The organism is Ralstonia sp. R-29, from assembly GCF_049913345.1.
Taxonomy (GTDB): domain Bacteria; phylum Pseudomonadota; class Gammaproteobacteria; order Burkholderiales; family Burkholderiaceae; genus Ralstonia.
Genome location: NZ_CP184377.1, coordinates 3,024,771 through 3,047,180, shown reverse-complemented (window position 1 = coordinate 3,047,180; position 22,410 = coordinate 3,024,771). Strand labels below are relative to the sequence as shown.

Annotated in this window: 25 protein-coding genes and 1 tRNA gene; 19 read left to right on the top strand and 7 right to left on the bottom strand. The window is 63.1% G+C overall.

Features of this window, described 5'->3' with window-relative positions; translation table 11 throughout:
- Nucleotides 1–31 precede the first annotated feature (31 nt).
- The 10 genes from ACN9M1_RS14330 to tatC all read left to right on the top strand — a co-directional run bounded on the left by ACN9M1_RS14330 (nt 32) and on the right by tatC (nt 5,883).
- The gene (locus ACN9M1_RS14330) at nt 32–655 is read left to right on the top strand and encodes a MarC family protein (RefSeq protein WP_426395377.1); all 624 of its coding nucleotides are present in this window, start codon (nt 32–34) and stop codon (nt 653–655) included.
- A gap of 11 nt (nt 656–666) precedes the next feature.
- Nucleotides 667–1,320: an imidazole glycerol phosphate synthase subunit HisH gene (hisH, locus tag ACN9M1_RS14325; RefSeq protein WP_426395375.1), complete on the top strand. Its 654-nt coding sequence runs from the start codon at nt 667–669 to the stop codon at nt 1,318–1,320.
- A gap of 86 nt (nt 1,321–1,406) precedes the next feature.
- Entirely contained in the window at nt 1,407–2,150 is a 744-nt protein-coding gene (gene hisA, locus ACN9M1_RS14320) for a 1-(5-phosphoribosyl)-5-[(5-phosphoribosylamino)methylideneamino]imidazole-4-carboxamide isomerase (protein WP_004634607.1), read from the top strand.
- Between the two features lie 47 nt (nt 2,151–2,197).
- Nucleotides 2,198–2,974 carry an imidazole glycerol phosphate synthase subunit HisF gene (hisF, locus tag ACN9M1_RS14315; RefSeq protein WP_426395373.1) on the top strand — a complete coding sequence of 259 codons (777 nt, stop codon included), beginning with the start codon at nt 2,198–2,200 and terminating at the stop codon, nt 2,972–2,974.
- Nucleotides 2,971–3,393, top strand: coding sequence for a phosphoribosyl-AMP cyclohydrolase (hisI, locus tag ACN9M1_RS14310; protein ID WP_027680226.1), 423 nt, complete (start codon nt 2,971–2,973; stop codon nt 3,391–3,393). The genes hisF and hisI overlap by 4 nt, the downstream gene beginning before the upstream one ends.
- Nucleotides 3,386–3,760 carry a phosphoribosyl-ATP diphosphatase gene (locus ACN9M1_RS14305; protein WP_426395371.1) on the top strand — a complete coding sequence of 125 codons (375 nt, stop codon included), beginning with the start codon at nt 3,386–3,388 and terminating at the stop codon, nt 3,758–3,760. Before hisI ends, ACN9M1_RS14305 begins: the two co-directional genes overlap by 8 nt.
- 47 nt (nt 3,761–3,807) lie before the next feature.
- Nucleotides 3,808–4,179: a DUF4870 family protein gene (locus ACN9M1_RS14300; protein ID WP_426395370.1), complete on the top strand. Its 372-nt coding sequence runs from the start codon at nt 3,808–3,810 to the stop codon at nt 4,177–4,179.
- 63 nt (nt 4,180–4,242) lie between these two features.
- A complete protein-coding gene (tatA, locus tag ACN9M1_RS14295) occupies nt 4,243–4,494 on the top strand; it encodes a Sec-independent protein translocase subunit TatA (RefSeq protein WP_426395368.1) in 252 nt (83 codons plus the stop codon).
- A gap of 20 nt (nt 4,495–4,514) precedes the next feature.
- Nucleotides 4,515–5,030: a Sec-independent protein translocase protein TatB gene (gene tatB, locus ACN9M1_RS14290; RefSeq protein ID WP_426395366.1), complete on the top strand. Its 516-nt coding sequence runs from the start codon at nt 4,515–4,517 to the stop codon at nt 5,028–5,030.
- A gap of 52 nt (nt 5,031–5,082) precedes the next feature.
- Nucleotides 5,083–5,883 carry a twin-arginine translocase subunit TatC gene (tatC, locus tag ACN9M1_RS14285; protein WP_426395364.1) on the top strand — a complete coding sequence of 267 codons (801 nt, stop codon included), beginning with the start codon at nt 5,083–5,085 and terminating at the stop codon, nt 5,881–5,883.
- 61 nt (nt 5,884–5,944) lie between these two features.
- Here the strand turns inward: tatC and ACN9M1_RS14280 are convergent, their stop codons facing one another.
- From ACN9M1_RS14280 to ACN9M1_RS14260, 5 genes are all read right to left on the bottom strand, one after another.
- Nucleotides 5,945–7,021, bottom strand: a complete 1,077-nt coding sequence (locus ACN9M1_RS14280) for an ABC transporter ATP-binding protein (RefSeq protein WP_426395363.1) — start codon at nt 7,019–7,021, stop codon at nt 5,945–5,947.
- Nucleotides 7,014–8,825: an ABC transporter permease gene (locus ACN9M1_RS14275; protein ID WP_426395361.1), complete on the bottom strand. Its 1,812-nt coding sequence runs from the start codon at nt 8,823–8,825 to the stop codon at nt 7,014–7,016. The genes ACN9M1_RS14280 and ACN9M1_RS14275 overlap by 8 nt, the downstream gene beginning before the upstream one ends.
- A gap of 100 nt (nt 8,826–8,925) precedes the next feature.
- Nucleotides 8,926–10,041 carry an ABC transporter substrate-binding protein gene (locus tag ACN9M1_RS14270; RefSeq protein ID WP_426395359.1) on the bottom strand — a complete coding sequence of 372 codons (1,116 nt, stop codon included), beginning with the start codon at nt 10,039–10,041 and terminating at the stop codon, nt 8,926–8,928.
- Between the two features lie 118 nt (nt 10,042–10,159).
- On the bottom strand, nt 10,160–11,680 hold the full coding sequence (locus ACN9M1_RS14265; protein ID WP_426395357.1) for a sensor histidine kinase: 1,521 nt from the start codon (nt 11,678–11,680) through the stop codon (nt 10,160–10,162).
- The gene (locus ACN9M1_RS14260; protein WP_426395355.1) at nt 11,677–12,390 is read right to left on the bottom strand and encodes a response regulator; all 714 of its coding nucleotides are present in this window, start codon (nt 12,388–12,390) and stop codon (nt 11,677–11,679) included. The genes ACN9M1_RS14265 and ACN9M1_RS14260 overlap by 4 nt, the downstream gene beginning before the upstream one ends.
- Before the next feature lie 94 nt (nt 12,391–12,484).
- Here ACN9M1_RS14260 and ACN9M1_RS14255 point away from each other — a divergent pair, with 94 nt between their 5' ends.
- Entirely contained in the window at nt 12,485–13,639 is a 1,155-nt protein-coding gene (locus tag ACN9M1_RS14255; RefSeq protein ID WP_426395354.1) for an ABC transporter substrate-binding protein, read from the top strand.
- Between the two features lie 331 nt (nt 13,640–13,970).
- Complete coding sequence (locus ACN9M1_RS14250; protein ID WP_426395352.1) at nt 13,971–15,077, top strand: porin; 1,107 nt, start codon at nt 13,971–13,973, stop codon at nt 15,075–15,077.
- A 424-nt stretch (nt 15,078–15,501) separates the two neighbouring features.
- Here the strand turns inward: ACN9M1_RS14250 and ACN9M1_RS14245 are convergent, their stop codons facing one another.
- Nucleotides 15,502–16,713: a Do family serine endopeptidase gene (locus ACN9M1_RS14245; protein ID WP_426395350.1), complete on the bottom strand. Its 1,212-nt coding sequence runs from the start codon at nt 16,711–16,713 to the stop codon at nt 15,502–15,504.
- A gap of 19 nt (nt 16,714–16,732) precedes the next feature.
- Between ACN9M1_RS14245 and ACN9M1_RS14240 the strand changes: the two genes are divergently transcribed.
- Nucleotides 16,733–17,479 carry a Nif3-like dinuclear metal center hexameric protein gene (locus tag ACN9M1_RS14240; RefSeq protein ID WP_426395349.1) on the top strand — a complete coding sequence of 249 codons (747 nt, stop codon included), beginning with the start codon at nt 16,733–16,735 and terminating at the stop codon, nt 17,477–17,479.
- A 12-nt stretch (nt 17,480–17,491) separates the two neighbouring features.
- On the opposite strand, the gene mscL is transcribed toward ACN9M1_RS14240, so the two are convergent.
- Nucleotides 17,492–17,923 (bottom strand): large conductance mechanosensitive channel protein MscL, encoded by a 432-nt coding sequence (gene mscL / locus ACN9M1_RS14235; protein WP_426395348.1) that lies wholly within the window; start codon nt 17,921–17,923, stop codon nt 17,492–17,494.
- 253 nt (nt 17,924–18,176) lie between these two features.
- Between mscL and petA the strand changes: the two genes are divergently transcribed.
- The 6 genes from petA to ACN9M1_RS14205 all read left to right on the top strand — a co-directional run bounded on the left by petA (nt 18,177) and on the right by ACN9M1_RS14205 (nt 22,403).
- A complete protein-coding gene (petA, locus tag ACN9M1_RS14230; protein ID WP_009241960.1) occupies nt 18,177–18,785 on the top strand; it encodes a ubiquinol-cytochrome c reductase iron-sulfur subunit in 609 nt (202 codons plus the stop codon).
- Entirely contained in the window at nt 18,785–20,188 is a 1,404-nt protein-coding gene (locus tag ACN9M1_RS14225) for a cytochrome b (RefSeq protein ID WP_426398873.1), read from the top strand. Before petA ends, ACN9M1_RS14225 begins: the two co-directional genes overlap by 1 nt.
- A gap of 37 nt (nt 20,189–20,225) precedes the next feature.
- Complete coding sequence (locus ACN9M1_RS14220) at nt 20,226–20,969, top strand: cytochrome c1 (RefSeq protein WP_426395346.1); 744 nt, start codon at nt 20,226–20,228, stop codon at nt 20,967–20,969.
- Between the two features lie 150 nt (nt 20,970–21,119).
- Nucleotides 21,120–21,731, top strand: coding sequence for a glutathione S-transferase N-terminal domain-containing protein (locus tag ACN9M1_RS14215; RefSeq protein ID WP_004634649.1), 612 nt, complete (start codon nt 21,120–21,122; stop codon nt 21,729–21,731).
- Between the two features lie 69 nt (nt 21,732–21,800).
- Nucleotides 21,801–22,298: a ClpXP protease specificity-enhancing factor gene (locus ACN9M1_RS14210; protein WP_426395343.1), complete on the top strand. Its 498-nt coding sequence runs from the start codon at nt 21,801–21,803 to the stop codon at nt 22,296–22,298.
- A gap of 29 nt (nt 22,299–22,327) precedes the next feature.
- Nucleotides 22,328–22,403: transfer RNA gene (locus ACN9M1_RS14205), tRNA-Thr, on the top strand.
- The last annotated feature ends 7 nt before the right edge of the window (nt 22,404–22,410 follow it).

Genomic DNA, 22,410 nt, shown 5'->3' with positions numbered 1-22,410 from the left:
TTTCTGACTCTACGACCCGGCCACCGATCCCATGGATCTGACCAAGAGCTTTTTCTCGCTGCTCGCGCTGATCAACCCGATCGGCGCGATCCCGTTCTTCATCAGCCTGACCGAGAGCCAGACGAATGAAGAGAAGCGCCGCACCATCAAGGTCGCGTCGATTTCGGTGGCAATCGTGATTGGCCTGTCGGCGTTGCTGGGCGAGCAGATCATCGGCTTTTTCGGGTTCTCCGTCGGCTCGTTGCAGGTGGGTGGCGGGATCATCATGATTATGATCGCGCTGAACATGCTGAACGCGCAGACCAGTCGCATCAAGGCCACGCCGGAAGAAGAGGGCGAGGCCGGCGCTAAGGCGAGCATTGCTGTCGTGCCGCTGGCGATTCCGCTGCTGACGGGCCCGGGTTCGATCAGTACGGTGATCGTCTATGCGGGCAAGACCAAGCACTGGTGGGAGCTGCTGCTCCTGGCAGGCGTGGGTGTGGCGATTGCCGCCGTGGTATGGATCGTGCTCCGCGCCGCCGAGCCGATCGCCCGGGTCATTGGTCGCACCGGCATCAACGTCGGTACGCGGCTGATGGGGCTGATCCTGGCGGCGCTGGCCGTGGAATTCATTGTTGACGGGCTGAAAACCCTGTTGCCCGTCCTGCGGGCTTAATAAGTGAAGTCATGACTAAGATCGCAATCGTCGATTACGGCATGGGCAATCTGCGCTCGGTGGCGCAGGCCCTGATGGCCGTGGCCCCGGAGGCGGATGTGCGCATCAGTGCGCAAGCCGACGAAATTCGTGCCGCAGACCGCGTAGTACTGCCGGGCCAGGGCGCCATGCCCGACTGCATGGCCGCCTTCGACCAATCCGGCCTGCGCGAAGCCGTGTTGGAGGCCTCCCGCACCAAGCCGATGCTGGGCGTGTGCGTGGGCGAGCAGATGCTGCTGGAGCGCAGTACCGAGGCGCGTGTTGGCCAGCAATACACCCCCGGGCTCGGCCTGATCAAGGGCGAGGTCATCCGTTTTGACCTCGACGGCCAGTTGCAACCGGACGGTTCCCGGTACAAAGTGCCTCAGATGGGCTGGAACCGCGTGCACCAGAGCCGGGCTCACGCCCTCTGGGAAGGCGTGCCCGATCAGAGCTACTTTTATTTCGTGCACAGTTACTACGCACGCCCAGCCAATACCGAAGAATCGGTGGGCGAGACCGAATACGGCGTGCGGTTTACCTGCGCCATCGCCCGGGATAATATTTTTGCCACACAGTTTCACCCGGAAAAAAGTGCGCAGGCCGGCCTGCAGATCTACCGGAATTTCGTGCACTGGAACCCGTGAACTCGGCTTCACAGTCGCAACCGAATCCTTTTTTGCCCGCTTCTTTTCCCATTTAACCCCACCCCCTCAACTTTGTCGTTACGACTATGCTGCTCATCCCGGCCATCGACCTGAAGGACGGTCAGTGTGTGCGCCTCAAGCAAGGCGATATGGATCAAGCCACCGTGTTCTCGGAAGACCCCGCTGCCATGGCGCGGCATTGGGTCGAGCAGGGCGCGCGCCGCTTGCACCTCGTCGACCTGAATGGCGCTTTCGCGGGCAAGCCGCGTAACGAGGCGGCCGTCAAGGCGATCCTCGCCGAGGTGGGCGACGAGATCCCCGTGCAACTCGGCGGCGGCATCCGCGACCTGGGCACCATCGAGCGCTGGCTCGACGACGGCTTGTCGTACGTGATCATCGGCACGGCGGCGGTCAAGGACCCGGGCTTTCTGCGGGACGCATGCACGGCATTCGGCGGCCACATCATCGTCGGGCTTGATGCCAAGGACGGCAAGGTGGCGACCGACGGTTGGAGCAAGCTCTCCGGCCACGAAGTCGTGGACCTCGCCAAGAAGTACGAAGACTACGGCGTCGAAGGCATCATCTACACCGACATCGGCCGCGACGGCATGCTGCAGGGCATCAACATCGACGCCACCGTCAAGCTGGCACAGTCGGTGAAGATTCCGGTCATCGCCAGCGGCGGCCTGTCGAACCTGAAGGACATCGACCACCTCTGCGCGGTCGAAGAGCATGGCGTGGAAGGCGTGATCTGCGGCCGCGCCATCTATTCGGGCGACCTGAACTTCAAGGAAGCGCAAGCCCTCGCGGACAAACTCGGCGCGGCCTGATCGTTGATCCAGCCGTGCTCACCGGGTGCTGCGGCACCCGACTCATCATGCTAGCCAAACGAATCATCCCCTGCCTGGACGTGACCAACGGCCGGGTGGTCAAGGGCGTCAATTTCGTCGAATTGCGCGACGCGGGCGACCCCGTCGAAATCGCGCGCCGTTACGACGAGCAGGGCGCCGACGAAATCACCTTCCTCGACATTACTGCCACATCGGATGGCCGCGACCTGATGCTGGGCATCATCGAAGCGGTGGCTTCGCAGGTGTTCATTCCGCTGACGGTCGGTGGCGGTGTGCGCGCGCTGGAAGATGTGCGCCGCCTGCTCAATGCGGGCGCAGACAAGATCAGCATGAACTCGTCGGCGGTGTCGAATCCGCAGCTCGTGTCGGACGCCAGCGCCCGGCACGGTGCGCAGTGCATCGTCGTGGCCATCGACGCCAAGAAGGTGTCGGCCGAAGGCGAAGCGCCGCGCTGGGAAGTCTTCACGCACGGCGGCCGCAAGGGCACGGGCCTGGACGCCGTAGCCTGGGCGCGCGAGATGGCACAACGCGGTGCGGGCGAAATCCTGCTCACCAGCATGGATCGCGACGGCACGAAAGCCGGCTTCGACCTCGAACTCACGCGTGCCGTGTCCGATGCGGTGCCGATACCCGTGATTGCCTCGGGCGGTGTCGGCAACCTGCAGCACCTGGCAGACGGCATCAAGCTCGGCCACGCCGATGCGGTACTGGCCGCGAGCATCTTCCACTACGGCGAATACACCGTCGGCCAAGCCAAGCAATACATGGCTGAGCAAGGCATTCCAGTACGGATCGGACTATGAGTAAGAAGTGGCTGAACAAGGTCCACTGGGACGACAACGGTCTCGTGCCGGTGATCGTGCAGGAGCAGGGCAGCAACGACGTCTTGATGTTCGCCTTCATGAACCGCGAGGCGCTGCAGAAGACCGTGGAAACCGGCGAGGCCGTTTTCTGGTCGCGCTCGCGCAAGCGTCTGTGGCACAAGGGCGAAGAATCCGGCCACATCCAGAAGGTGCACGAAATCCGCCTGGACTGTGATGAAGACGTGGTCTTGCTCCGTGTCACCCAAGTTGGCGGCATCGCCTGTCATACTGGCCGCCACGCGTGCTTCTTCCAGAAGTTCGAGGGCAACGTGGAAGACGGCGATTGGCACACCGTTGAGCCCGTGCTCAAGAATCCTGACGACATCTACGCCGGCAAGCCCGGCCATAACCATGAGTGACACTCTGCGCCGCCTGGGCGAGGTGCTCGAATCCCGCAAGCTCGCCAACGGCGGCGACCCGGACAAGAGCTACATCGCCCGCCTGTTCCACAAGGGCGACGACGCCATCCTCAAGAAGATCGGCGAAGAGGCCACCGAGACGGTCATGGCCGCCAAGGATGCCCGCGCCGCCGGCATGACGGACGAAGCGCGCAGCAAGGTCGTCTACGAAGTGGCCGACCTGTGGTTCCACACCATGGTGCTGCTGTCGCACTTTGATCTGACGCCGGACGACGTCGTCAACGAACTCGCACGCCGCGAAGGGCTCTCGGGCCTGGAAGAGAAAGCGTTGCGTAAGTCGCAGGCACGCGATGCTGCGGGTGAGTAAAGCGGCAGGTGACTGACTACGGTGACGAATCGTCGCAGGGAGGCAGCGTGGACAAATACGGAGCGGCAGTGGTGATGACGGACGACGCAGAACGCCTGGCCGGACTGCGGCGCCTGACGCATATTCTGTATGCGCTGTACGCCATTTACTGGCTGACATTCGGCTGCACAGCTCTCGTCGCCATCATCATCAACTACGTGAAGCTCGATGATGTGCGCGGCACGCTGTATGAGTCGCACTTCCGCTGGCAGATCCGATCGTTCTGGTGGTCCGTATTATGGGGAGCCATCGGTCTTTTGCTGGCATTCTTCCTGATCGGCTTTGCCATCCTGTGGGTTCTGGGCATTTGGATGCTGTATCGTATTGTGAAAGGCTGGCTGTATCTGAACGATGGCAAGCCGATGTACGCGAACCAGTAACATCAACCAATGGCGCTGCCACCGCTGCGGCGCCGCTTGCTGTATTTCACGTGGGAGTAGGACATGGGTTCCTTTAGCATTTGGCACTGGCTGATCGTGCTGGTGATCGTCATGATGGTGTTCGGCACGAAGAAGCTGCGTAACATCGGTTCGGACCTCGGTGGTGCCGTGAAGGGCTTCAAGGACGGCATGAAGGAAGGCGCTGCGGACGACAAAACGGCCGCCCCGCAACAGACCGCCGGCCAGCCGCCGCGCGAGCTGCACGACTCGACGACGATCGACGTCGAAGCGCGCGACAAGTCCAAGCAAGGCTGAGCACCGGCGCACGCTGACCGATGATCGATCTCGGCATTTCCAAGCTGGCGCTGATTGGCATGGTGGCGCTCGTCGTCATCGGGCCGGAGCGCTTGCCCAAGGTGGCGCGCACCGCTGGCGCCTTGCTCGGCCGCGCGCAGCGCTACATCGCGGATGTGAAAGCTGAGGTGAGCCGCGAAATCGAACTCGAAGAACTGCGCAAGATGCGCACCGACTTCGAGCAGGCCGCGCGCAATGTCGAGCAGACCATCCATCAGGAGGTTAGCAAGCACACGACGGAACTCAACGAACGCCTGAACGAGGCGCTTGGCGATCCGTCGTTGCAGACGTCCACCTCCGCGCCCGACTGGCGCCCGGCACCGGGCAAGTCGCGCAACGGCCGCAACAGCTGGCGCAACAAGCAGTTCTCGATGCCCAAGTGGTACCGCCAGAAGCAGGGCGTGCGCATGTGGGCGCAATCGGGCGCGGCGCGCGTCAAACGTCATCGTCCGCCCATCGTTGCCGCGCAGTCGCGCGGGCGTTCCTTTTTCGAATGATTCTTCGAGCACCCACCGCTGGGTGCTCTGACCGCATCCCCTTCCAGCCGACATGAGTGCCGCTCCGCTCGATCCGCAATCGCCCGAGGACGGCGCGCAGGAAACCTTCATCTCGCATCTGGTTGAGTTGCGCGAGCGCATCGTCAAGGCTGGTGCGGGCGTACTGCTGATCTTTTTGGGTCTGGTCTACTGGGCGCCGGATATCTTTAACCTGTTTTCGCGGCCGCTCATTCAAGCGCTGCCCAAGAACGGCCACATGATCGTGACGGACGTCACCGGCTCGTTCTTCGTACCGATGAAGGTGACGCTGCTGGCCGCCTTCCTGATCGCACTGCCGTGGGTGCTGTACCAGGTCTGGCGCTTTGTGGCGCCGGGGCTGTATTCGCACGAGAAGCGGATGATCATGCCGCTGGTGGTGAGCAGCTATCTGCTGTTCCTGTGCGGCGTGGCGTTTGCGTATTTCCTCGTCTTCCCGACGGTGTTCAAGGTGATGGCGCACTACAACGCGCCGCTGGGGGCGGAGATGTCGACCGACATCGACAAGTACCTCAGCTTTGCGATGACCACCTTCCTGGCCTTCGGCATCACTTTTGAGGTGCCGGTGGTCGTGATGGTGCTGGTGCGCTTTGGCATCGTGAGTCTGGAGAAGCTGCGCCAGGCGCGGCCGTACGTGGTGGTCGGCGCATTCATCATTGCGGCCGTTGTGACGCCGCCGGACGTGATGTCGCAGTTGCTGCTGGCGGTGCCGCTGTGGCTGCTGTACGAGCTGGGGCTGATCCTGGCGGCGGTTTTCTTGCGCAAGACCGTGGCGCCGGAAGAAGACCCGGAGCATCTGCCGGTGGTGAAGGACTGATCCACCGTCGCTCAAAAGAAAAGGCAGCCGAGGCTGCCTTTTTTGTTGCCGTTGAAACCGCTTACGCGGCGTACAACCAGAACTGCTCGCGCGGGAAGGTCAGGGCGTACTGGCCGTCGGTGGGGGCGCTGCTGGCGTAGGCGCGCAGGCCCGTGCCGGTGGCGCCGCTTGCGCGGAACAGGCACTCCCAGCGGTCACCCAGATACATGCGCGTCGCCAGCGGCAGGTGGATCGTGTTGTCGGCGTTGTCCTGGCCGACGCGCACCTGTTCCAGGCGGATCACGCCGTGCGCAGCTGCGCCCGGTTTCAGGTCTCCACGCGCGACGCCCCAGAGCGACCAGCCGCCCGCCTCATCAACCAGCCGCGCCATACCGTCACGCACCTCGGCGATCTTGCCGTTGACGCGGTTGTTGCTGCCCATGAACTCGGCGGTGAAGAGCGTTTGCGGCGCGCCGTACATCTCTTCGGGCGTGCCCTGCTGCTCGATCACGCCGTTGTTCAGCAGCAGGATGCGATCAGACATGGCCATCGCTTCGCTCTGGTCGTGGGTGACCATCAGCGCCGACAGGCCCAGGCGCACGATCAGCTCGCGCAGGAAGGCGCGGGCTTCTTCACGCAGCTTGGCGTCGAGGTTGGAGAGCGGCTCGTCGAGCAGGATCACGGGCGGGTTGTAGACCAGCGCACGGGCAATCGCCACGCGCTGCTGCTGGCCGCCGGAGAGCTGGCTCGGGAAGCGCTCGCCCAGATGGCCAAGGCCCAGTTGCTGCAGCACGGCCTGCACGCGCTCCTTGATCTGCGCGGACGGCGTCTTGCGCAGCTTGAGCGGGTAGGCAACGTTCTCGGCCACGGTCTTGTGCGGCCACAGCGCGTACGACTGGAACACGAGACCCAGGTTGCGCCCCTCGGCCGGCACGTCGAGCTTCTTGGCGCCGTCGAACATGACGCGATCGCCGATCTGGACGGTGCCCTGGCTGGCCTGTTCGAGGCCAGCGACGGCGCGCAGCAGCGTGGTCTTGCCCGAACCGGACGGGCCCAGCAGCGAGACGACCTCGCCCTTCTGCAACTGCATCGAGACACCCTTGAGGACCGGGTTGTTGCCGTATTGCAGGTGCAGGTCGTTGACAGTGAGTTCAATCATGGAGCTTGACTCCGAAACGCAGTGCGATGCCGAGGCCGACGGCCACCAGCACGATATTGACGAAGGACAGCGCGGCGACGATATCGATGGCGCCGCCCGCCCACAGGGAAACCAGCATCGAGCCGATTGTCTCGGTGCCCGGCGAGAGCAGATACACACCGGTCGAGTATTCGCGCTCGAAGATCAGGAAGATCAGCAGCCACGCACCGAGCAGGCCGTAGCGCGTGAGCGGCACGGTTACGTCGCGCGTGGTGCGGGCGCGGGTGGCGCCGACCGAACGCGCGGCTTCTTCCAGTTCGGGGCCGACTTGCAGCAGCGCGGCCGAGATCAGGCGCAGGCCGTAAGCCATCCACACCACCGTATAGGCGATCCACACGCTGAAGATCGTGCTGCGCAGGTCGCGCAGGCTCGGCACGATGTGCTCGATGATCCAGTTGGCGAAGGGCAGGCTGCTGTCGGTGAGGGCGGCCTCGACCCAGTTCGGCACGAACAGGAACACCCACAGGAACGCCAGACCGGCCAGCAGACCCGGCACCGCACGCGGCACCAGCACGCTGTAGTCGAGGAAGCGCGTCCAGCCATCCGGCTTGCGGTGCATGGCCAGGCCGATGCAGGTGTAGCAAGCCACGGCGATCGCACCGCCGATCACGCCGATCAGCACCGTGTTGACCATCGCGCGCAGGAACTGCGGCTGTTCGAAGATCTGATGGAACGCTGTGAGTGACACGGCTTCCGTGAGCGACACACCTTCACCCCAGTTCGACACGAAAGCGCGCAGTGCAATGCCCGACAGCGGCACCACCACCGAGATGAAGAACCACAGCACCACAACGGCCCACGCCGGCCAGCGCCACGAACCCAGCGGCAGCGGACGGCTGCGCGTGACCTTGCCCTTGACCGTGACGAAGCGGTTGGCCGAGCGCAGCATGTAGCGTTGCAGCAGCACCAGCGGGAACGTCACCATCACCAGGCAGACTGCCACGGCCGCCATCAGGTGATAGGCCGGCGTGCCGAGCTTGTTGGTCAGCTTGTACAGGTACGTCGCCAGCACGAGGTGGCCTTCCGGATCGCCCAGCACCAGCACCAGGCCGAACACTTCGAAGCCCAGGAAGATCACCAGCACGGCTGCGTACAGCAGGGCGGGGCGCACCATCGGCAGGCTCACGTTGAGCATCACTGACAACGGCGAGGCGCCCGAGATGCGCGCGGCCTCTTCCACGTCCGAGCCCAGGCTGCGCAGCGCAGACGAGACATACAGATACACGTGCGGCACATGCGTCAGGCCCGCGATGATGATGATGCTGGTGAACGAATACACGTTCCAGGGCACGCCACCGAAGATGTGCTTGAACCAGATCGTGTAGAAGCCGACCGGGCCGGCCGACACCACGTAGCCAAAGGCCAGCACCATCGGCGAGACGAACACCGGGATCATCAGCAGCGGCTCGATGATGCGGCGGCCCGGCAGATCGGAGCGCACCATCAGGAACGCCAGGATGCCGCCCAGCGGCACCGAGATCACCGCCAGGCCGAGGGCCAGCGCGGCGGACTTTTCGAACGCGTGCCAGAAGTCCGGATCATCGAAGATGAAGCGGTAAGCATCGAGCCCCGCCAGTGCGTCCGGCATGAAGAACGGCGCAGACAGAAAGCTCTGGTAGAAGATCAGCGCCAGCGGCGTGAAAATCGCCAGCGCGGTAAGCAGGATGACCACGCCGCGCGGCAAAGCCTGTCCCACACGCGTCCAGGGCGAGCGCTTGGGGAGGGCTTGGGCAGCGGCGGCACGGTCTTGCGCTAGAGAACGCATGGTGCCTCCAAGAGTAGCCGGCGCCAGATGCGGGCGGCGCCGGCTGCATTTGTCTAAATGCGGGTCAGATGAGAGGAATCGTGATCAGCGAATCAGCAGATCAACGACCGGCGGCGGTGCGCCATTGCTTGATGAAGTCCAGGCGCTTCTTCGGCTCCAGGAAGGTCAGGATCGACTCATCCACCGGGATCGGCTTGATGGTGTTGCCCAGAATCTTCTTCAGGCCTGCAGCGGTGGCTTCGCCCGATACGTCTTCACGCAGCGAGTGCAAGTCCGACTTGTTAGCAAGGATGTCCTGGCCACGCTTGGACAGGATGTAGTCCAGCCACAGCTTGGCAGCGTTCGGGTTCTTCGCCTTCTTGGCAATCATCGCCACGCGCGAGACCACCAGCGTGTAATCCTTCGGATACACGATGCCGATCGACGGGTCTTTCTTGGCACGCGCCATCGCGTACGAGCCGAGGATGTTGTAGGCGATCAGGTTTTCACCCGAGGCCACGCGCTCCATCATTGTGCCGGTGGACGACTGCAGCACGAGGTTCGGGCCGACGGCCTTGATGAAGTCGAAGTATTGCGGCGAGTCCTGGTTGTCCTGCGCGGCCATCATGAAGCCCACGGCGGACTTCTCGATGTCGTACGTCGTGACCTTGTTCTTGAAGCGATCGCCCTGGCTGCCGACCAGCTTGGCGAGGTCCGCGTGGGTTTGCGGAACTTCGCTGTCCTTGATCAGGCGCTTGTTGTACAGGAACACGGCCGGCTCGTACGTCGTGCCGTAGGCCAGGCCCTTGTACACGGCCCACTTCGGCAGGTTCGGCACCTCGGGCGAGTCGTACTTCATGGCGTAGGTCTGCGCGAGCTTGAGCTGCGAGTCCATCGACGAGTTCCACATCATGTCAGCCGAGGCGCCGCCGGCAGCCTGCTCGCTGATGAAGCGGTTGTACAGCTCGCTGCTGTTCATGTCGTTGTACTCGACCTTCACGCCGGGGTAGAGCGACTCGAAATCCTTGATCAGCGGGTCCGCGGCCTTGGTGTCGGTCGTAGCGTAGACGACGACCTTGCCTTCCTTCTTGGCGGCGGCGATGGTGTCGGCGTAGTTGGCCGGGTAGCCGGCCGGAACTTGGGCGAACGCGGCGTTGCTGAGGGTCAGCGCGGCAGCGGCAATGGAAGCGAGGGCGGTCTGCGCGATGGGCGCAGGCAGAAAGCGGCCACGAAGCATGGGTTTGTCTCCTGTTTGCTTGTGATGGTGTGGGGCCGACTGCTTATGGTGTGCAGTTCAGACGGAGGGCCCCAGGTGCGGCGCAGTATAGAAGTCGCGCGCTTTCGTCACGCTTTCATTATGGCTGCTGCGTTGCAGCATGCTCAGGAACAGTAGTTAAGGCCGTCAGCGGCACGCGAATGCGCGCTGACAGGCCCACGCCGCCGTGGTCATTGGGCTCGCCATCGGCCAGTTCGATCTGCCCCCCGCTGCGTGCGGCATACGCGCGCGCGATGGCCAGGCCGAGGCCCGATCCCTCGGCGGCGTAGCGGCCATCCTTGGGGGCATTTTTCAACTTCGCCGGGCGATTTCCGCCCTCGTGCGCGCGGCGAAAGCGCTGGAATGCATGGGCGCGTTCGTCGGCGCTCATGCCTGGGCCAGTGTCGTCCACGCAGACGAGCGCGGCATTGCCATCGGCCGTTGCGCGCACGGTGATGCGCCCGCCGGCCGGCGTATAGCGGATCGCGTTATGCACGAGGTTGGAGAGCGCCTCGCGCAGAAAGGCCGGGTAGCCTGTGACGGGGAGATTCGCATCGTGGCCACCGTCATCCCAGCCGAGATCTTGCTGTTTCTCGCGCGCCAGGGGCAGCGCATCGAGCACCACATCGCGCGCCAGCTCGCTCAGGTCGAAGGTTTCGGGCGGCGCATCCTGCCCTGCGTGGCGCGCGCGGGCGAGCGCCAGCAATTGCGTGGTCAGCCGGTTGGTCGACTGCAGGCGCGCGATGATGGCCGACAGGCTTTCGCGCACGCGTACCGGGTCCGTCTCGCGCAGGGCGTATTCCGCCTGGGTCAGCAACACGGCCAGCGGCGTGCGTAACTGGTGCGAGGCATCGGCGAGGAACTGGCTCTGCGCCTCGGCAAGCTCCTCATAGCGAAGGATGTGATGGTTGATCGCTTCCACCAGCGGGCGAACCTCGGTGGGCACGTCGGTGGCATCGAGCGGGCGGAGGTCATCCGAGGCGCGCACGCCGATGCTGCGCGCCAGGCGATTGAGCGGCCGCAGCGCGACCGTTACGCCCAGCCACAGCAGCGCTGCACTCACGGCCACCAAGGCCGCATCGCGCAACAGCGTGCCGCGCCAGACCGCCTGTTGGAGCGCCCGCCGCGTTTCGATGGTCTCGGCCACTTGAATAACGATGCGCGCCGGCAGCCCCGGTTGGTACAGCGGCTTGGCCACGGCGGCAATGCGTACTGGCTCGCCGTGATACGTCGCGTCGTAGAAGAACTCGGTGTCGTTCTCCAGGCGTGTGGTGGGCAGCGGGAGGTCGTCGTAGCCGGTGAGCGCGGCTTCTGTGGGTTTACCCGGCGCGGGTTCGAAAGCGACGCGGTAGTAAACGCTGCTCTGCGCCGTCGATTCGAACATGGAGAGCGCCACGTACGGCACGTTGACCTGCACCTGTCCGCGTTCGATCGTCACGCCGTTCTCGATGGCGCGTACCGAACCGAGCAGGGCGCGGTCGTACGCCCGGTCTGTCGCACCGCGCAGCGCCTGGAAGGCGGAAACGATATCGATGGCCAGCACGCCAACCAGCCCCGGCAGCAGCAGCCACAGCAATGTCAGTTTCAGGCTGCGCGGCAGCCGGGCGAAGCGTCGCATCATGCGGGGGTGCTGTCGGCGGTGGCGCCGGCATCGCCCGCATCACTGGCGCCGGCTTCGAGCATGTAGCCCAGTCCACGCACGGTGATGATCTGCACACCGGTGCCCGCCAGCTTCTTGCGCAGCCGGTGCACGACCACCTCGACCGCGTCGGGGCTCGAATCGCTATCCAGATTGAAGACCTTGTCGAACAAGTGCACCTTGGCGATCGGCTGACCGGTCTTGTGCAGCAGCGCCGACAACGCGGCGTGTTCGCGCGGCGTGAGCGACAGCGGCTCGCCCGACAGCAGAAATGCCTTGCGTCCGGTGTCGAACTCCAGTGGCCCGCAACGCAAGCGCGGGAAGGCCCGGCCACGGCTGCGGCGGATCAGTGCCATCAGCCGCGCCTCCAACTCGGACAGCGCGAACGGCTTGGTGAGGAAATCGTCCGCGCCCGCGTTCAAGCCGCGCACACGCTCATCCAGCGCGCCCTGCGCGGTGAGGATCAGCACCGGCGTGCGATCGTCGCGCGCACGCATGTCGGCCAACACCGCAAAGCCATCCTTGCGCGGCAGGCGCAGGTCCAGCACCACTGCATCAAATTCTCCAGAGCCGAGAAATGCCTCGGCCAACACGCCATCGGCAGCGCGCTCCACCACGAAGCCGCTTTGCGCCAGCGCGCGCGCCAGCCACGCCGCCAAGTCTTCCTCGTCCTCCACCAGCAAAATCCGCATCGGGTGTCTCTCAATATCGTTCGATCCGCTTTTTCATGATAATGCGTGGCGCCCGCATCCCGATCCCCCTTCCTATTCGATGCGGCTGAGCTCCATGTCGTCCATTTCGAATTCCCGTCGCCGCTGGCTTGGTCAGACTGCCGCGTTGCTGGCCGCAAGCGGCGCCACGTCGTTTGGCGCGCGGCAGGCGAGCGCACAGTGGTTGGGTCGTCCGGCGCCCGAATTGCCTTCGTACTATCCACACGATTACGGCGCCATGGTCGACGCCGCGCGCAAGGAAGGCCGCGTCACCGTTTACTCGACGACCGATTTTTCCGCCGCGCACCCGCTCATCCGCGCGTTCGAGTCCCGCTACCCTGGCATCACCGTCGACTACCGCGAGCAGAACAGCGACGACATCTACCGCCGCTTCCTCGCCGAACTCGGCACCAAGTCGCCGGGCGCCGATGTGGTCTGGAGCTCGGCGATGCCCGAGCAATTCAAGCTGGTGAACGATGGACACGCGCTGCCGTATGCCTCTCCGGAGCGCCCCTATCTGCCCTCCTGGGCGATCTGGAAGAACGAGGCGTACGGCACGAGCTACGAGCCGATCGTCTTCGTGTACAACGCGCGCCAATTGCCGGCGGAGTTGATTCCGTCCACCCACGCCGACTTCGCCCGCATCCTCAACAGCCATCGCGACTTTCTGCGCGGCCGCGTGGCGTCGTACGACATTGAGCACTCCGGCTCCGCCTTCCTGTTCGCGGCCGAAGACGCGCGCACCACGCCCGTGTTCTGGGAGGTTGCCAAGGCACTGGGTGGCGTCAACGTCAACTTGTACATCACCACGGCCGCCATGCTCGAGCGCGTCGCCTCCGGCGAAAGCCTGCTCGCCTATGACGTGATCGGCTCCTACGCCGCCCGCTACGCCGATCGCAACCCCGCGCTCGCCGTTAAGATGCCGACCGACTACACCTTGGTCGCCACGCGTGTCGCCTTCATTGCCCGCAGAGCCGCCCGGCCAAACGCCGCGCGCCTCTGGCTGGACTTCATGCTCTCCCGCGACGGCCAGAGCGTGATGGCGGACCGGGCATTTCTGTTCTCCCTGCGCCAAGACGTCGAAACCGGCTTGACCGCCAAGCGCCTGCTCGCCGAACTTGGCAATACGCACCGCCCGATCCCCGTTGGACCGGGTTTACTCGCCCATCAAGATCAGCTGCGCCGTGCCGATTTCCTAAAGCGATGGCACGCGTCGCTCGGCCGCCTATAAAGAGTCTTATTAATCACTTTTAAACGGCGGCGTGGCCAGAAGGCGACAATTTGGAACTGTCACGAAACGCCAAATTTGTTGCGCGGGAGCGTCCTGCAATCGCCCGCCAATCCCCACGCCATCGCGCAAAAAGCCGGTCGGAACCCCCGTTCGAGGGGCCTTTTTGCGTGTTGCCCATGAGCAACAACTTGGCCGCAAATCGCGTCCCAGAGCCAAAAAGGGTTTCCAGAATCCGATATCGCTGGCCCATAATGCGGTCAGACGTGAGGTATCTGCGTCGTCCATAAGGACAGTCAAGATTTCCCAATCAGTTGACAAGGAAAGTGTCGATATGAAGATGAAACTGTTTGCAGCTGCTGTTGCAGCTCTGGCCGCCAGCGGCGCCTATGCACAATCCTCCGTGACCCTGTACGGCGTGGTCGACGCTGGTCTGACGTACGCAAACAAGGTGCCGAACACCACCGGTGGTGGCAGCTCGCGTTTCGGCCTGGATTCGGGCGGCCTGTCGGGCTCGCGTTGGGGCCTGCGTGGCGTTGAAGACCTGGGCGGTGGCCTGAAGGGTATCTTCAACCTGGAAAGCGGCTTCAACCTGGACACCGGCGCGTCGGGTCAAGGCGGTCGTCTGTTCGGCCGTAACGCTTACGTTGGTCTGCAAGGCCAGTGGGGTCAACTGACCCTGGGTCGTCAGCAAAACCTGCTGTACGACTTCTCGCTGATCTATGACCCGATGGCAATCGCCACGCGTTACTCGCTGGCTTCGCAAGACCAGTACTTCTCGGGTCGCGCTGACAATGCCGTTAAGTACGTTGGCACGTTCGGTGGCCTGGGCGTTTCGGCTCTGTACTCGTTCAACCGCGATGGCAACGAGCAAGCTGGCCTGAACAAGCTGGGTCGTGAGTGGAGCCTGGGCGCTAACTACGCTGGCGGCCCGTTCGGCGTGGGCGTTGTGTACGACCAGTCGAACAACACGACGGCAGCTCTGGTTGACAACAAGGAACAACGCGCCACGATCGCTGGCACGTACGCCTTCGGCCCGGCCAAGCTGTACGCTGGCTACCGTTGGTACAAGGCTAACTACGCACAAGCTGGCCAGTCCGGCAACCTGCGTTCGAACCTGTACTGGGCAGGCGTTGGCTACCAAGCTACCCCGGCTCTGTCGCTCACCGGCACGGCTTACTACCAACAGTTCAAGAACAGCGCAACGGGCAACCCGTGGCTGTTCGTGGTCGGCACCGACTACGCTCTGTCGAAGCGCACCGACGCCTACTTCAACGTGGCCTATGCTAAGAACAGCGGCGGCTCGGGTCTGGGCGTGATGGGCCTGAACGACGCTAGCTACGCTGGCACGACGCTGACGAACGGCAACCAAGTGTTCTCGAACAGCGCCAACAGCAACAACCAGATCGGCGCTACCGTCGGTCTGCGTCACAAGTTCTAATTTGACGCGTTCGTAAGAGCGCATCGAATTAAACGGTTAAACGCCGATCCCGAAAGGGGTCGGCGTTTTTCTTTGTGCGTGTTATTCGAGGCGTTTCTGCGGGGGAGGGGCGATCGGTGCTGCTGCGTCGCTGCTAAGTGTCCAGCGATCGCGTGGCCGCGGCGGTAATGCGGTGGTAGGGCGATGTAGCCTCGAGCGCTGCTTGCGGCTTCCCAAGCGCGCCGAGCAGAATCAGATGCGCTTTTGGCAGAGGGCGGAGGTTGCGCTGCGCTCAGAGGGCGCTGTGGCTGGCATCCGTTTGGCTGCGTTCCATGGTGGCTTTGTCGGCGGCATGGTCCCCGAAGGCGCCGGCGTGGTCCCGTCTGCGCACCAATAAAAAACGGCGGCTCATCTGGCCGCCGTTTGTGTGTTCCGAACCCTTCGCTTACTGTTCTTCCTCGTCCGGAGAAGGCATCGGTACGTTACGTCGCGTGGGCGGTGGGCGCTTGCCGACAAGGATCGTCAGTTCGACAGCCTTGCCCTTGCGCGACACCGTGACCTTCGCTTCTGCACCCGGCTTGAGCTGCGCAATACTGTTGAGCAGCGCCGTCGTATCGAGAATGGATTCACCGTTGACGCTGGTCAGGATGTCGCCCGGACGCAGGCCTGCGCGATCCGCTGGCCCGCCCTGGACCACTGCGGCGATCAGTGCGCCATCCTTGCGAGACAGCCCGAACGACTCCGCAATCTCCGGCGTCACGTCTTGCGGTTCGACGCCGATCCAGCCGCGCACCACGCTGCCCGTCGAGATAATCGATTCCATCACCTGCTTGGCCAGCGATACCGGAATCGCGAAGCCAATACCAAGCGAGCCACCCGAGCGCGAATAGATGGCCGTATTGATGCCCAGCAGGTTGCCGTCAGCGTCGACCAGCGCACCGCCTGAGTTACCAGGGTTGATGGCCGCATCGGTCTGGATGAAATTCTCGAAGGTGTTGATGCCCAGATGGCTGCGACCAAGCGCCGAGACAATGCCCATCGTCACGGTCTGGCCCACGCCGAACGGGTTGCCGATGGCGAGCACGACATCCCCGACGCGCACGTTTTCCAGGCGGCCCAGCGTGATGGCCGGCAGGTTCGGCAGGTTGATCTTCAGGACAGCAAGGTCGGTTTCGGGGTCGGAGCCGACCACCTTGGCGTTGGCCTTGCGGCCATCGGTCAGTGCCACCTCGATCTCATCCGCGCCGTCGACCACGTGGTGGTTCGTTAGAATGTAGCCTTCCGAGCTGACGATCACGCCGGAACCCAGGCTGGCCGTGGGTTCCTGGCGCTGTTCAGGCGCGCGATCGCCAAAAAAGAAGCGGAACCACGGATCTGCGCTGGCTTGTGGGTTGCTGCCGCGTTTAGGCGCATTCTTGCTGCTGAAGATGTTGACCACCGCCGGCATTGCCACCTTGGCGGCTTCCGCGTAGGAGTTGCTGGAGGTGCCCCCGTGGCCGATTGGCGCGACTTCCTTGAGTGCGACGATGGGCGAGCCGGACTGCACTGCCAGCTTGCCGCGCTGCAGCCACTCGGGCTTGAGGGTGGCGATCACAAACCACACGGCCAGCACGACCGTGACGGCTTGCGCGAAAAACAGCCAAAAGCGGCGCAACATAGGGCGAAATTGAGTCGAAATGGATCGAAAAGAACTTGAATTGTACTTGAACGACCTGTTGCAGGCGGCCCGTTTTCGGGACTACTGCCCCAATGGTCTGCAGGTGCAGGGGCGCGAAACCGTCGCCCATATCGTGACCGGAGTCACCGCCAGTCTCGCGTTGATCGAGGCTGCCATCGACGTGCACGCCGACGCCATCCTCGTGCATCACGGCTATTTCTGGAAGGGCGAGGACGGCCGCGTTGTGGGCCAGAAGCATGCGCGCCTGAAGCAGCTCCTGGCGCATGACCTGAACCTGTTTGCGTACCACTTGCCGCTGGACGCGCACCCCGAACTGGGCAACAACGCGCAGTTGGGCGCCTTGCTGGGCATCGAGCCGCAAGGCCGGTTTGGCGACGATGAGCTGGGCTGGATTGGCGTGCTGCCCGAGGCCACCACGTTGGGCGCGTTCGCAGAAACTGTGACAGCTCGGCTAGATCGGGTGCCGCTGGTGATTGGTGGGCTGGATCGCCCGGTGCGGACGGTGGGTTGGTGTACGGGCGGCGCGCAAGGCTGGTTTGATGCGGCGGTGGCCGCCGGCGTGGACGTCTACCTGAGTGGCGAGGCCTCCGAGCAGACCACGCATCTGGCGCGCGAATCGGGTGTCGCCTATATCGGGGCCGGTCACCATGCCACCGAGCGTGGCGGTGTCCGGGCGCTCGGCAACCACCTCGCCGAGCGCTTTGGGGTACGTCACACCTTCATCGACATTCCGAATCCGGTGTGACACCGCTTCCGGTTACTGCTTGTTCTTCAGGCTGTCGCGAATCTCGCGCAGCAGCACAATGTCTTCCGGCGTTGCTGGGGCGGCTTCGGGTGCCTTGTTGGATTCGGTCACGCGCGTGATGGCGCGCACCATCAGAAACACGATAAACGCCAGGATCAGGAAATTGACCGCCACGGTAATGAAGTTGCCGTAGGCGAAGACTGGCACGCCCGCCTTCTTCAGGTCTGCCAGCGTGTTCGCCACCCCCGGGGGCACGTCGGCTAGGGCGACGAACAGATTCGAGAAGTCCAGCTTGCCGATCACGCGCCCGATCAGCGGCATGATCAAATCGTTGACCAGTGAATCGACGATTTTGCCGAATGCCGCGCCGATGATCACACCCACCGCCAGGTCGATCACGTTGCCGCGCATCGCAAACTTCTTGAAGTCTTCTATCAGTGCCATCGGTTTTCTCCGGATTGTTTGATTCGAGACAAACGATCAAGCTAGCGATCGGTTGACCTGAATTGTTGAAAGCGGACTTGCAGGAGAGATGCCGAAGCCTTGTCAGGACTGGGCTGGCGGGTGATCGGCGTGTCTACTATATCTGCAAGAAGCGCTGCCGGCGACCGCTATCGTCGGCTTGGTACGCTCGGGTATAATTTTTGGTTGACGCGAATCTATCTTGGTTTCTTGATTTCTCACCCTGGGGTCTTGAATGAGTGACCAGCAAAACGTGGACAAGGGTCGCCGTAATCTATTGATTGCGACGTCCGTGGCTGGTGGTGTGGGAGGGGTTGCAGTTGCGGCCCCTTTCGTTTGCACATTCGCACCATCTGAAAAGGCCCGTGCAGCGGGCGCGCCCGTAGAGGCAGACGTGAGTGACCTGGCCCCCGGCCAGATGAAGGTGGTGGAATGGCGCGGCAAGCCGGTCTGGTTGCTCAAGCGCACGCCCGACATGCTGGAATCGCTCAAGAAGACCGATAACGAAGTCGCCGACCCCAAGTCCGACGTGCCCTTCACCATGAAGACGCCGGACTACTGCAAGAACGAAACCCGCTCCCGCGCCGAACACAAAGACCTGCTGGTCGTGGTCGGCATTTGCTCCCACCTCGGTTGCTCCCCGTCTGGCCCGTTTCCCGCAGGCGCCAACGTGCAGCTGGCTGGCGACCCCGGCTTCGTCTGCCCGTGCCACGGCTCCACGTTTGACCTGGCTGGTCGCGTGTTCAAGAACAAGCCCGCACCGCAGAACCTGGACGTTCCGCCGTACATGTTCCTGTCGGACACGAAGCTGGTGATCGGTAAAGACGAGAAAGGAGAGGCTTGATCATGGCCGAGAAGAAGGTGGAGACAACCGGGCTGCTGGGCTGGATCGACGCACGCTTCCCGGCATCCGAGCTGTGGAAGGCGCATCTGTCGGAGTACTACGCGCCCAAGAATTTCAACTTCTGGTATTTCTTTGGCTCGCTGGCACTGCTAGTGCTGGTGATCCAGATCCTCACCGGCATCTTCCTGGTGATGAACTACAAGCCGGACGGCACGCTCAACGCCGCCGGCATCCCCGTCGCCTACGCGAGCGTGGAGTTCATCATGCGCGAGGTGCCGTGGGGCTGGCTGGTGCGCTACATGCACTCGACCGGCGCGTCGGCGTTCTTCATCGTCGTGTATCTGCACATGTTCCGCGGCATGCTGTACGGCTCGTACCGTAAGCCGCGCGAGCTGGTCTGGATCTTCGGCTGCCTGATCTTCCTGTGCCTGATGGCCGAAGCCTTCATGGGCTATCTGCTGCCGTGGGGCCAGATGTCGTACTGGGGCGCGCAGGTGATCGTGAACCTGTTCTCCGCCATTCCGCTGATCGGCCCGGACCTGTCGCTGTGGATTCGCGGTGACTACGTGGTGTCGGACGCGACGCTGAACCGCTTCTTCTCATTCCACGTCATCGCGGTGCCGCTGGGGCTGCTGGGCCTAGTGGTGGCGCACGTCATCGCGCTGCATGAAGTGGGCTCGAACAACCCGGACGGCGTGGAGATCAAGGCCAAGAAGGACGCGCGCGGCATTCCGCTCGACGGCATTCCGTTCCACCCGTACTACTCGGTGCACGACATCGTGGGCGTGGCGGTGTTCCTGTTCATCTTCAGCGCGATCGTGTTCTTCGCGCCGGAAATGGGCGGCTACTTCCTCGAGGCCAATAACTTCATCCCGGCAGATTCGCTCAAGACGCCACCGCACATCGCGCCTGTGTGGTACTTCACGCCGTTCTACTCGATGCTGCGCGCGACCACGTCGGACTTCCTGCCGTGGCTGTGGGGCTTCATCGCCATCATGCTGGGCCTGCTGTTCGCCCGCACGAAGAACATGAACGTCAAGATCGTGGCCGTGGTCGTGGCCGTGATTCTGGCGCTGGGGTTCAAGTTCATTGACGCCAAGTTCTGGGGCGTGGTGGTGATGGGCGGCTCGGTGGTGATCTTCTTCTTCCTGCCGTGGCTGGATCAGTCGCCGGTCAAGTCGATCCGTTATCGTCCGGGCTTCCACAAGGTGCTGCTGATTCTGTTCGTGATCGCGTTCGCAGTGCTGGGCTACCTGGGTATCCAGCCGCCGAGCCCGATCGGTTCGATCATTTCGCAGATCGGCACCATTCTGTACTTCGCGTTCTTCCTCGCGATGCCGATCTGGAGCCAGATCGGGACGTTCAAGCCAGTGCCTGAGCGCGTCACGTTCACGCCGCACTGATAGAGCCCGCGCACAAGGACCCATGAAGGACACAAGAATGAAAAAGCTGCTTGCGATTTTCGCCTTGGCCGGTCTCGTGTTTGCCGCGCCTGTGATGGCCAACGAGGGCGGCGTGCCGCTCGATCCGGCACCCAACCAGTCCAGCGACACGTCCGCGTTGCAGCGCGGCGCCAAGCTGTTCGTCAATTACTGCCTCAACTGCCACGGCGCCAGCGCCATGCGCTACAACCGCCTGCGTGACATCGGCCTGACCGAAGAGCAGATCAAGCAGAACCTGCTGTTCACGTCGGACAAGGTCGGCGACACGATGCACATCGCCATGGATCGCGAAGACGCCAAGAAGTGGTTTGGCGTCGTTCCACCGGATCTATCAGTGATCGCGCGCGCGCGTGGCAGCGACTGGCTCTACACCTACCTGCGCACGTTCTACCGCGACGACACGCGTCCGACCGGCTGGAACAACCTGGTGTTCGACAAGGTGGGCATGCCGCATGTGCTGTGGGAGCTGCAGGGCGAGCGGGTGTTGAAGGCGGAGCCGGCAGCGAAGTCCGAACATGGCGAGGGCGAGCATAAGCCTGTATTGGAGCAGGTCAAACCGGGCAAGATGAGCAACGTCGAATACGACCAGGCGGTGGCAGATCTCGTCACGTATCTGGACTGGATGGCCGAGCCCGCCGGCAACCTGCGCAAGCGCCTGGGCGTGTGGGTACTGTTGTTCATTGGCGTGTTCTTCGTGCTCGCCTGGCGCCTGAATGCGGCCTATTGGAAGGACATCAAGTAAAATCCGTATTTTCCCGGGCAAGGGCTAGGCCGGTGCGGAACTGGTCCTAGCCCTTTGCCTTTTCGCTTTTTTGCCGTGGCGGCGCCATTTGCTGCCGCGGTTGTACCGTCATCGGGCCGCCCCCGGCCCATGCGCCAAGGAACTACAACCATGATGGTCTTGTACTCGGGCACGACTTGCCCGTTCTCGCAGCGTTGCCGCCTCGTCCTGTTCGAAAAGGGCATGGATTTCGAGATCCGCGACGTCGATCTCTTCAACAAGCCGGAAGACATCGCGGTGATGAACCCGTACGGCCAGGTGCCCATCCTGGTTGAGCGCGATCTGATCCTGTACGAGTCGAACATCATCAACGAGTACATCGACGAGCGCTTCCCGCACCCGCAGCTGATGCCGGCTGACCCGGTGCAGCGGGCCCGCGCCCGCCTGTTCCTGTTCAACTTCGAAAAGGAACTCTTCACGCACGTCTCCGTGCTGGAAAACGAAAAGGGCAAGGCCGCCGAGAAGAATCACGAGAAGGCACGCGCGGCCATCCGTGACCGCCTCACGCAACTGGCGCCGATCTTCCTGAAGAACAAGTACATGCTGGGCGAAGAGTTTTCGATGCTCGATGTGGCGATTGCGCCGCTGCTGTGGCGCCTGGACCACTACGGCATCGAAGTATCGAAGAACGCTGCCCCGCTAATGAAATACGCGGAGCGTATCTTCAGCCGTCCGGCGTATATTGAAGCGCTGACGCCGTCGGAAAAGGTCATGCGCCGCTGATTGCCGCCGGGTTGTGGGCCGCGCGCTTTGAATCCGTGAGCGGCCGCACCCGCGGTTACTGATTTCATCATGTCGGAAACCTCCACCAAGCCCTATCTGATCCGGGCCATTTACGAATGGTGCACGGACAACGGCTTCACGCCGTACATCGCTGTCTTCGTCGACAACAGCACCAACGTGCCGCGCGAGTTCGTCAAGAACGACGAGATCGTGCTGAACGTGAGCTTTGACGCGACCAGCCAGCTCGACATGGGCAACGAGTGGATTTCGTTCCACGCGCGCTTCTCGGGCGTGTCGCGCAAGATCGAGGTGCCTGTGGAAAACGTGCTCGCGGTGTATGCGCGCGAGAACGGGCAGGGCATGGCGTTCCCGGTCGAACGCAGCGTGCCGACCACGCAGGCCGCCACGGAGCGCGAGAACAACCCGCCGCCCAAGCTGGCTGCGGTGGATGCCGAATCGGCACCGACGCCCGTTGCCGCAGAAGCGGAAGGCGGCCCAGACGACGAGCCGACGCCACCGAATGTGCCACGAATTGGTGGCAAGCCCGCATTGAAGGTCGTCAAGTAACGCGTGTTAGGTTAGAATCGCGTTTCTTTGCCGGCTTAGCTCATCTGGTAGAGCAGTTGATTTGTAATCATCAGGTGGCGGGTTCGAGTCCTGCAGCCGGCACCAGCATCAT

Excerpts from the sequence above, each read along its gene's own strand:
- ACN9M1_RS14330 (WP_426395377.1), top strand. The coding sequence starts at position 32 with ATGGATCTGACCAAGAGCTTTTTCTCGCTGCTCGCGCTGATCAACCCG.
- hisH (WP_426395375.1), top strand. The coding sequence starts at position 667 with ATGACTAAGATCGCAATCGTCGATTACGGCATGGGCAATCTGCGCTCG.
- hisA (WP_004634607.1), top strand. The coding sequence starts at position 1,407 with ATGCTGCTCATCCCGGCCATCGACCTGAAGGACGGTCAGTGTGTGCGC.
- hisF (WP_426395373.1), top strand. The coding sequence starts at position 2,198 with ATGCTAGCCAAACGAATCATCCCCTGCCTGGACGTGACCAACGGCCGG.
- hisI (WP_027680226.1), top strand. The coding sequence starts at position 2,971 with ATGAGTAAGAAGTGGCTGAACAAGGTCCACTGGGACGACAACGGTCTC.
- ACN9M1_RS14305 (WP_426395371.1), top strand. The coding sequence starts at position 3,386 with ATGAGTGACACTCTGCGCCGCCTGGGCGAGGTGCTCGAATCCCGCAAG.
- tatA (WP_426395368.1), top strand. The coding sequence starts at position 4,243 with ATGGGTTCCTTTAGCATTTGGCACTGGCTGATCGTGCTGGTGATCGTC.
- tatB (WP_426395366.1), top strand. The coding sequence starts at position 4,515 with ATGATCGATCTCGGCATTTCCAAGCTGGCGCTGATTGGCATGGTGGCG.
- tatC (WP_426395364.1), top strand. The coding sequence starts at position 5,083 with ATGAGTGCCGCTCCGCTCGATCCGCAATCGCCCGAGGACGGCGCGCAG.
- ACN9M1_RS14280 (WP_426395363.1), bottom strand. The coding sequence starts at position 7,021 with ATGATTGAACTCACTGTCAACGACCTGCACCTGCAATACGGCAACAAC.
- ACN9M1_RS14275 (WP_426395361.1), bottom strand. The coding sequence starts at position 8,825 with ATGCGTTCTCTAGCGCAAGACCGTGCCGCCGCTGCCCAAGCCCTCCCC.
- ACN9M1_RS14270 (WP_426395359.1), bottom strand. The coding sequence starts at position 10,041 with ATGCTTCGTGGCCGCTTTCTGCCTGCGCCCATCGCGCAGACCGCCCTC.
- ACN9M1_RS14265 (WP_426395357.1), bottom strand. The coding sequence starts at position 11,680 with ATGATGCGACGCTTCGCCCGGCTGCCGCGCAGCCTGAAACTGACATTG.
- ACN9M1_RS14260 (WP_426395355.1), bottom strand. The coding sequence starts at position 12,390 with ATGCGGATTTTGCTGGTGGAGGACGAGGAAGACTTGGCGGCGTGGCTG.
- ACN9M1_RS14255 (WP_426395354.1), top strand. The coding sequence starts at position 12,485 with ATGTCGTCCATTTCGAATTCCCGTCGCCGCTGGCTTGGTCAGACTGCC.
- ACN9M1_RS14250 (WP_426395352.1), top strand. The coding sequence starts at position 13,971 with ATGAAGATGAAACTGTTTGCAGCTGCTGTTGCAGCTCTGGCCGCCAGC.
- ACN9M1_RS14245 (WP_426395350.1), bottom strand. The coding sequence starts at position 16,713 with ATGTTGCGCCGCTTTTGGCTGTTTTTCGCGCAAGCCGTCACGGTCGTG.
- ACN9M1_RS14240 (WP_426395349.1), top strand. The coding sequence starts at position 16,733 with ATGGATCGAAAAGAACTTGAATTGTACTTGAACGACCTGTTGCAGGCG.
- mscL (WP_426395348.1), bottom strand. The coding sequence starts at position 17,923 with ATGGCACTGATAGAAGACTTCAAGAAGTTTGCGATGCGCGGCAACGTG.
- petA (WP_009241960.1), top strand. The coding sequence starts at position 18,177 with ATGAGTGACCAGCAAAACGTGGACAAGGGTCGCCGTAATCTATTGATT.
- ACN9M1_RS14220 (WP_426395346.1), top strand. The coding sequence starts at position 20,226 with ATGAAAAAGCTGCTTGCGATTTTCGCCTTGGCCGGTCTCGTGTTTGCC.
- ACN9M1_RS14215 (WP_004634649.1), top strand. The coding sequence starts at position 21,120 with ATGATGGTCTTGTACTCGGGCACGACTTGCCCGTTCTCGCAGCGTTGC.
- ACN9M1_RS14210 (WP_426395343.1), top strand. The coding sequence starts at position 21,801 with ATGTCGGAAACCTCCACCAAGCCCTATCTGATCCGGGCCATTTACGAA.